This is a genomic window from Streptomyces sp., from assembly GCF_031178505.1.
GTDB lineage: Bacteria > Actinomycetota > Actinomycetes > Streptomycetales > Streptomycetaceae > Streptomyces > Streptomyces gulbargensis.
Window position 1 is genome coordinate 1 of sequence record NZ_JAPSIW010000367.1, and the last position, 6,804, is coordinate 6,804.

Here is a 6,804-nt window from a genome sequence, read left to right on the forward strand (position 1 = left end):
CTTCGAGCCGTCGCCCGCCAGGAAGGCCAGCAGGTCCTGGCGGCTGACGACACCGGTCGGCTTGCCCTGGACGAGGACGATCGCCGCGTCCGAGCTGCCGAGGACGGACATGAGGGCGGCCACCGGCTCACCGGAGCCGACCTGCGGCAGCGGCGCGCTCATGTGCTGCTCCAGCGGGTCGTCCAGGGAGGCCTTCTTGGTGAAGAGGTGGTCGAGGAGTTCCCGCTCGACCACGGAGCCGACGACCTCGGCGGCCATGACGTCGGGGTGGCCGGCGCCCGGCTTCACGATGGGCATCTGGGAGACGCCGTACTCGCGGAGCACCTCGATGGCCTGGCCGACGGTCTCGTCCGGGTGCATGTGGACGAGGGTCGGGATGGCGCCGCCCTCCTTGGAGCTGAGCACGTCGGCGACGGTCGCCGTCGGGCCCTCCTCCTCCAGGAAGCCGTACGAGGCCAGCCACTCGTCGTTGAAGATCTTCGAGAGGTAGCCGCGCCCCGAGTCCGGCAGCAGGACCACCACCACGTCGTCCGGGCCCGCCTCCTTCGCGACCTCCAGGGCGGCGACGACCGCCATGCCGCAGGAGCCGCCGACGAGGAGGCCCTCCTCCTTGGCGAGGCGGCGGGTCATCTGGAAGGAGTCCTTGTCGGAGACCGGGACGATGCGGTCGGTGACGTTCTGGTCGTAGGCGGTGGGCCAGAAGTCCTCGCCGACGCCCTCGACCAGGTACGGGCGGCCGGAGCCGCCGGAGTAGACGGACCCCTCGGGGTCGGCGCCGATGATCTTGACCTTGCCGCCGCTGACCTCCTTCAGGTAGTTGCCGGTGCCGGAGATGGTGCCGCCGGTGCCGACGCCCGCCACGAAGTGGGTGATGCGCCCGTCCGTCTGCTCCCACAGCTCGGGACCGGTGGTCTCGTAGTGGGAGCGCGGGTTGTTCGGGTTGGAGTACTGGTCCGGCTTCCAGGCGCCGGGGGTCTCACGGACGAGGCGGTCCGAGACGTTGTAGTACGAGTCGGGGTGCTCGGGATCGACGGCGGTGGGGCAGACGACGACCTCGGCGCCGTAGGCCCGCAGCACGTTGATCTTGTCGGTGGACACCTTGTCGGGGCAGACGAAGATGCACTTGTAGCCCTTCTGCTGGGCCACGATCGCGAGGCCCACGCCGGTGTTGCCGGACGTGGGCTCGACGATGGTGCCGCCGGGCTTGAGCTCGCCGCTGCGCTCGGCCGCCTCGATCATGCGGAGGGCGATCCGGTCCTTGACCGAGCCTCCGGGGTTGAAGTACTCGACCTTGGCCAGGACGGTCGCCTGAATGCCCGCTGTGACGTTGTTGAGCTTCACCAGCGGGGTGTTGCCGACGAGGCTGATCATCGAGTCGTGGAATTGCACCGTGTTCTCCGGGGTCTCCGTAATGGTGTGGCCAGCGTATGCGTAGTCGGAGCGCCTTACGGGGCAGTTAGTCCCTGAACGGCTTGAAGGAGGTGACGGCCTCATGTCGAGGGCGCGGGTGGCACGGCGGATCGCGGCGGGCGCGGCGTACGGCGGCGGGAGCATCGGGCTGCTCGGCGCGGCGGCGGTCGGGGTCCTGCTGGCGGAGGTGCAGCTGGCGAAGCGGTCGGTGGGGGGCGGAGCGGCACCACTGCCACCCGGGGCGGACGGCCTGTACGGGAGGGCCTTCGGCACGGAGGACCCGCTGCGGCTGGCCCTTCTGGGTGATTCGACGGCGGCGGGTCAGGGCGTACGCCGCTCGGGGCAGACCCCGGGCGCCCTGCTGGCCTCGGGGCTGGCGGCGGTGGCGGAGCGGCCGGTGGTGCTGCGGAACGTGGCGCTGTCGGGGGCCAGGTCGGACGATCTGGAGCGGCAGGTGTCGCTGCTGCTGGCGCAGCCGCTCGGCCCGCCGGACGTGTGCGTGATCATGATCGGGGCGAACGATGTGACGCACCGCATGCCGCCGACCGAGTCGGTACGGCTGCTGGCGGCGGCGGTGCGGCGGCTGCGGACGGCCGGGGCGGAGGTGGTCGTCGGCACCTGCCCGGATCTGGGCACGATCGAGCCGGTGTACCAGCCGCTGCGCTGGGTGGCGCGCCGGGCCTCGCGGCAGCTGGCGGCCGCGCAGACGATCGTGGTGGTGGAGCAGGGCGGCCGGACGGTGTCGCTGGGCGATCTGCTGGGGCCGGAGTTCGCGGCCAATCCGCGCGAGATGTTCGGGGTGGACAACTTCCATCCCTCGGCCGAGGGGTACGCCACCGCGGCGATGGCGGTGCTGCCCACGCTCTGCGCGGCGCTCGGCCTGTGGCCGGAGACGGACCGGCTGGAGCCGGCCCGCCGGGAGGACATGCTGCCGGTGGCGGAGGCGGCGGCCGAGGCGGTACGGGAAGCTGGTACGGAGGTGACCGGGGCGCGCGGGCCCTGGGCGCTGCTGAAGCACCGGCGCCGGCGGCGGTTGCCGGTCCCCTCCGAGCCGGCGGCGGCCACGGAGGCCCCCACCAACCGACCGTGACTGAGCGAGCGCTTAGAAAAGAGGTCCGCGTCACATGCCCGGCCCGGTGACCCCGCGCGGTACGTACGGGTAACTTCCCTTTCGGTCCGCCCATTCCGCACCCTCATGGAGCCGTGATGCCCGAAGCCGTGATCGTCTCGACCGCCCGTTCCCCGATCGGCCGGGCCTTCAAGGGCTCCCTGAAGGACCTGCGCCCGGACGACCTGACCGCGACCATCGTCCAGGCCGCCCTGGCGAAGGTGCCCGAGCTGGACCCGCGTGACATCGACGACCTGATGCTGGGCTGCGGTCTGCCCGGCGGCGAGCAGGGCAACAACCTGGGCCGGATCGTGGCCGTGCAGATGGGCATGGACCACCTGCCGGGCTGCACGATCACCCGTTACTGCTCCTCCTCGCTCCAGACCTCCCGCATGGCGCTGCACGCGATCAAGGCCGGCGAGGGCGACGTCTTCATCTCGGCCGGTGTCGAGATGGTGTCGCGCTTCGTGAAGGGCAACTCGGACTCGCTGCCGGACACGCACAACCCGTTCTTCGCCGAGGCGGAGGCCCGTACCGCCGAGGTCGCCGCGTCCGAGGGCTCCACCTGGCACGACCCGCGCGAGGACGGCCTGGTCCCCGACGCGTACATCGCCATGGGCCAGACCGCCGAGAACCTGGCCCGCTGGAAGGGCATCAGCCGCCGGGAGATGGACGAGTTCGGCGTCCGTTCGCAGAACCTGGCCGAGCAGGCCATCAAGAACGGGTTCTGGGAGCGCGAGATCACCCCCGTGACCCTGCCGGACGGCACGGTCGTCTCCACGGACGACGGCCCCCGCGCGGGCGTCACCCTGGAGGGCGTGGAGGGCCTCAAGCCGGTCTTCCGCCCCGACGGCCTGGTCACGGCCGGCAACTGCTGCCCGCTGAACGACGGCGCCGCCGCGCTCGTGATCATGTCGGACACGAAGGCGCGCGAGCTGGGCCTGACCCCGCTGGCCCGGATCGTCTCCACCGGCGTCTCCGGCCTCTCCCCCGAGATCATGGGCCTCGGCCCGGTCGAGGCGTCGAAGCAGGCGCTCCGGCGCGCGGGCCTGACGATCGGCGACATCGACCTGGCCGAGATCAACGAGGCCTTCGCCGCTCAGGTCATCCCGTCCTACCAGGACCTGGGTCTGGATTTGGACAAGGTGAACGTCAACGGCGGCGCCATCGCCGTGGGCCACCCCTTCGGCATGACCGGCGCCCGCATCACCGGCACGCTGATCAACAGCCTCCAGTTCCACGACAAGCAGTTCGGCCTGGAGACGATGTGCGTGGGCGGCGGCCAGGGCATGGCCATGGTGATCGAGCGGCTGAGCTGAGCCGGAGCGGAGGGTAGGGTCCCTGCGGAACGAAGGGGCACCTGCCCGCAGCGGTGGCGAAGCTCAGCGCGACCAGGGAAACGAGCGGCTGAGCTGAGCCTGCCCCCGGGCGCGGGGCCGGGACTCCCCCGCGCCGAATCGGTCAACCGTCTCGCGTCCCAGCCGTGACCGAATCTCCCCCAGGATGTGACCTACATCCCGGGGGAGTTCGTTTTCCCAGGTCAGAGCCGCCTCGGGACCAAACACCCGGCATAAATACCTGTCCAATTCGTGACGTAATGCACTGACAGTGGGACCCACCCCACGACAAGCTGATGTAGGAAGTCGGGGGATCGACTCGGAATCGGGAGTACGTCAGTGAGCGCCATGTCTCTTGCCCTGCTGGTGACCACGGCCGCTGCCACGGCCGTGGGCGCTGCCGCCCTGCACGCCGTCCACGGTCTCCGCAAGCAGGTCACGGCCCTGCGGACGGAGCTGGCGGCCGGTCACGGCGTGACGGTCCCGGCGGCCCGCACCTCGCCGGCCGACGAGATACGGGCCGCGGTCGCCGAGGCGCTGGCCGAGGAGCGTGAGCGGGAGCTCGCGGAGGCGCGGGCCTTCTGGGCCGCGCAGGAGGCGCGGGACGCGGCCGACGCCCCGACCCTGCTCGGCGGGCTCGGCGGTCCCGGTGACGACGGCACCCTGTACGTGCCGCGCCAGGCGGACCTGGTGGGCCTGGAGGCGATGGCGCTGGAGGCCATGGAGGCGGAGGCGGCCGCGCTGGACGGGCCGGCCGAGCCGCTGGACGAGTTCCCCGAGGACTCGGCGGAGCTGGCCGCTGCCCGGCGCCGGCATCCCTCGCACCCGGACTTCGTGCCGGTGCAGACGCCGGTCGTCACGGACCACGAGCGGACGGTGGCGCGCCTGGAGGAGCTGGCGGACACGCGGACGGCGCTGACGGACGTGCGTCCGGGCCCGCTGGGCACGCTCGACGTGTACGTCTTCGCCGACGGCACCACGCTCTGCATGACCCCGGGTCACCGCGAGACGGCGGAGCGCCTGGCGGAGGCGCTGCGCTCGGGCCGTACGCCGGTGCTGCTGGGCGGTTCGGGTGTCTCGGGCGCCTTCACGCTGACGTTCTCGTACGGCGACAAGGACGAGGAGAACGTGTACATCCTCGCCGACCGGGTGATCGCCTCGCTGTGACCGGAGGGCTGCTACAGCCCGGACCGCTCCGCGGCCTCCCGCACCAGCCTCACGGCCTCGTCCAGCTCCTGCTCCCGGGAGCCGGCCGGGGCCGTTCGCAGGATGTGGGCCAGGTCGTTCCCGGCGACGACGAGCTGGTCGGCGACGGTGAAGACGCCGGCGTCGGGCATGGTCCTGGGGGTGCGGGCGGGGTCCTCGGCGCGCTGCGCGCGGTCGGCGAGTTCACGGGCGAGGGCGAGTCCTTCGGCCGCCGCGCCGCGCTGGAGGCGGCTCTGCGGGGCGGCCCGCAGCCGGTCGGCGAACCGCTCGACGGTGGCGGTCAGTGCGCTCGTATCAAACACGCGGTGACCCTACGCGCCCTGACGGCACCATTGCCAACGGGCGAACCCTCGGGCACGGTGACGTGAAGGAGCACACGGTACGAGCGCGTCCGGAGGCGCCGATGTCCCACGCATTCTCCGAGGAGACCCACCGCAATCTGCTGGCCCGTATCCCCCGCTGCACCGGTCGTGAGGTGTCCGACTGGCTGCGCGCGGTCGAGGAGGGGCCGTCCCTCCTGCGCTTCGAGGAGAAGCTGAGCTGGCTGCGCGGGGAGCACGGCCTCGCGTACGGCCACGCGAAGGCGATCATTCACGAGTACGACCTCCGGCGGGCGGCCCGCCGGATGCTCTGACGGTCCGCCCGGCCGGCCCCCCGGCGGGGTGGCGGTTCAGTTCACGTGCCGGCCCAGGAAGTCCCGGACGAGCGCGGCGATCTCCTCGCCGTGGGTCTCCAGGGCGAAGTGCCCGGCGTCGAGGAGGTGGATCTCGGCGTCCGGCAGGTCCCGGGCGAAGGCCACGGCGCCCGCCGGTCCGAAGATCTCGTCGCCGCGTCCCCAGACGGCGAGCAGCGGGGGCCGGTGGGTGCGGAAGTACTCCTGGAAGGCCGGGTAGCCGTCCAGGTTGAACTGGTAGTCCCAGAACAGCTGGAGCTGGATCTCCTTGTTGCCGGGCCGGTCGAGGCCGGCCTGGTCGAGGGTCCAGGTCTCGGGGCCGACGCGGTCGAGCCGGTCGGCGGGGACGCCGTGGGTGTACTGCCAGCGGGTCGCTCCGGCGGTGAGCAGTTCGCGGACGGCGGCCTCGTGGGTGGCGCGGTCCTCGGCGTGGGCGAAGAGGACGTCCCAGAAGGGGGTGAAGCCCTCCAGGTAGGCGTTGCCGCTCTGGGTGACGACGGCGGTGATCCGCTCGGGGTGGCGGGAGGCGATGCGCAGGCCGATGGGGGCTCCGTAGTCCTGGATGTAGAGGGCGAAGCGGTCGACGCCGAGCTGGTCGAGGAGGCCGAGGGTGATCGCGGTGAGGCGCTCGAAGCTGTAGTCGAAGTCCTCGACGGCGGGGGCGGCGGAGGCGCCGAAGCCGATGTGGTCGGGGGCGATCAGGTGGTAGCTGTCGGCGAGCTCGGCCATGAGTCCGCGGTACATGTGCGAGCTGGACGGGAAGCCGTGCAGCAGGACGAGGGTGGGGTCGGCGCGGTCGCCGGCCTCCCGGTAGAAGACGTCGAGCCCGTCGACGGTGGCGGTGCGGGCGCGCAGGGCGAAGCTGGACATGGGTCTCCCCGTTCTCCGTATCCGGATCGAGAGAACGATCGTTCTCCCGACGGCCTGTAGGCTACGAGAACGATGGTTCTCCATGCAAGGGGTGATCGGACGATGGACGCGGAATCCGCCGAACTGAGGGTGCTCGACGCCGCCCGGCGGCTGTTCGACGAACGCGGGGTGCAGGCGGTCGGCATGGACGCCATCCGCGG

Annotated in this window: 8 protein-coding genes; 5 read left to right on the forward strand and 3 right to left on the reverse strand. The window is 71.8% G+C overall.

Annotated elements, in window-relative coordinates; all coding sequences use genetic code 11:
* A partial coding sequence (locus tag RIF68_RS22155) for a cystathionine beta-synthase (RefSeq protein ID WP_309053033.1) occupies nt 1-1,389 on the reverse strand: 1,389 nt, incomplete at its 3' end.
* Nucleotides 1,390-1,507: 118 nt separating this feature from the next.
* Here RIF68_RS22155 and RIF68_RS22160 point away from each other — a divergent pair.
* From RIF68_RS22160 to RIF68_RS22170, 3 genes are all read left to right on the forward strand, one after another.
* Complete coding sequence (locus tag RIF68_RS22160) at nt 1,508-2,500, forward strand: SGNH/GDSL hydrolase family protein (RefSeq protein WP_309053039.1); 993 nt, start codon at nt 1,508-1,510, stop codon at nt 2,498-2,500.
* Nucleotides 2,501-2,616: 116 nt separating this feature from the next.
* Nucleotides 2,617-3,837 (forward strand): acetyl-CoA C-acetyltransferase, encoded by a 1,221-nt coding sequence (locus RIF68_RS22165; protein ID WP_309053034.1) that lies wholly within the window; start codon nt 2,617-2,619, stop codon nt 3,835-3,837.
* 366 nt (nt 3,838-4,203) lie between these two features.
* Nucleotides 4,204-5,022, forward strand: a complete 819-nt coding sequence (locus tag RIF68_RS22170) for a hypothetical protein (protein WP_309053035.1) — start codon at nt 4,204-4,206, stop codon at nt 5,020-5,022.
* An 11-nt stretch (nt 5,023-5,033) separates the two neighbouring features.
* Here the strand turns inward: RIF68_RS22170 and RIF68_RS22175 are convergent, their stop codons facing one another.
* Nucleotides 5,034-5,363: a hypothetical protein gene (locus RIF68_RS22175; RefSeq protein ID WP_309053036.1), complete on the reverse strand. Its 330-nt coding sequence runs from the start codon at nt 5,361-5,363 to the stop codon at nt 5,034-5,036.
* A gap of 101 nt (nt 5,364-5,464) precedes the next feature.
* Between RIF68_RS22175 and RIF68_RS22180 the strand changes: the two genes are divergently transcribed.
* Complete coding sequence (locus tag RIF68_RS22180) at nt 5,465-5,695, forward strand: DUF4287 domain-containing protein (protein WP_309053037.1); 231 nt, start codon at nt 5,465-5,467, stop codon at nt 5,693-5,695.
* 36 nt (nt 5,696-5,731) lie between these two features.
* Here RIF68_RS22180 and RIF68_RS22185 read toward each other — a convergent pair whose 3' ends face one another.
* A complete protein-coding gene (locus RIF68_RS22185) occupies nt 5,732-6,604 on the reverse strand; it encodes an alpha/beta fold hydrolase (protein ID WP_309053038.1) in 873 nt (290 codons plus the stop codon).
* Nucleotides 6,605-6,706: 102 nt separating this feature from the next.
* On the opposite strand from RIF68_RS22185, the gene RIF68_RS22190 reads away from it, so the two are divergent.
* A partial coding sequence (locus RIF68_RS22190) for a TetR family transcriptional regulator (protein ID WP_309053040.1) occupies nt 6,707-6,804 on the forward strand: 98 nt, incomplete at its 3' end.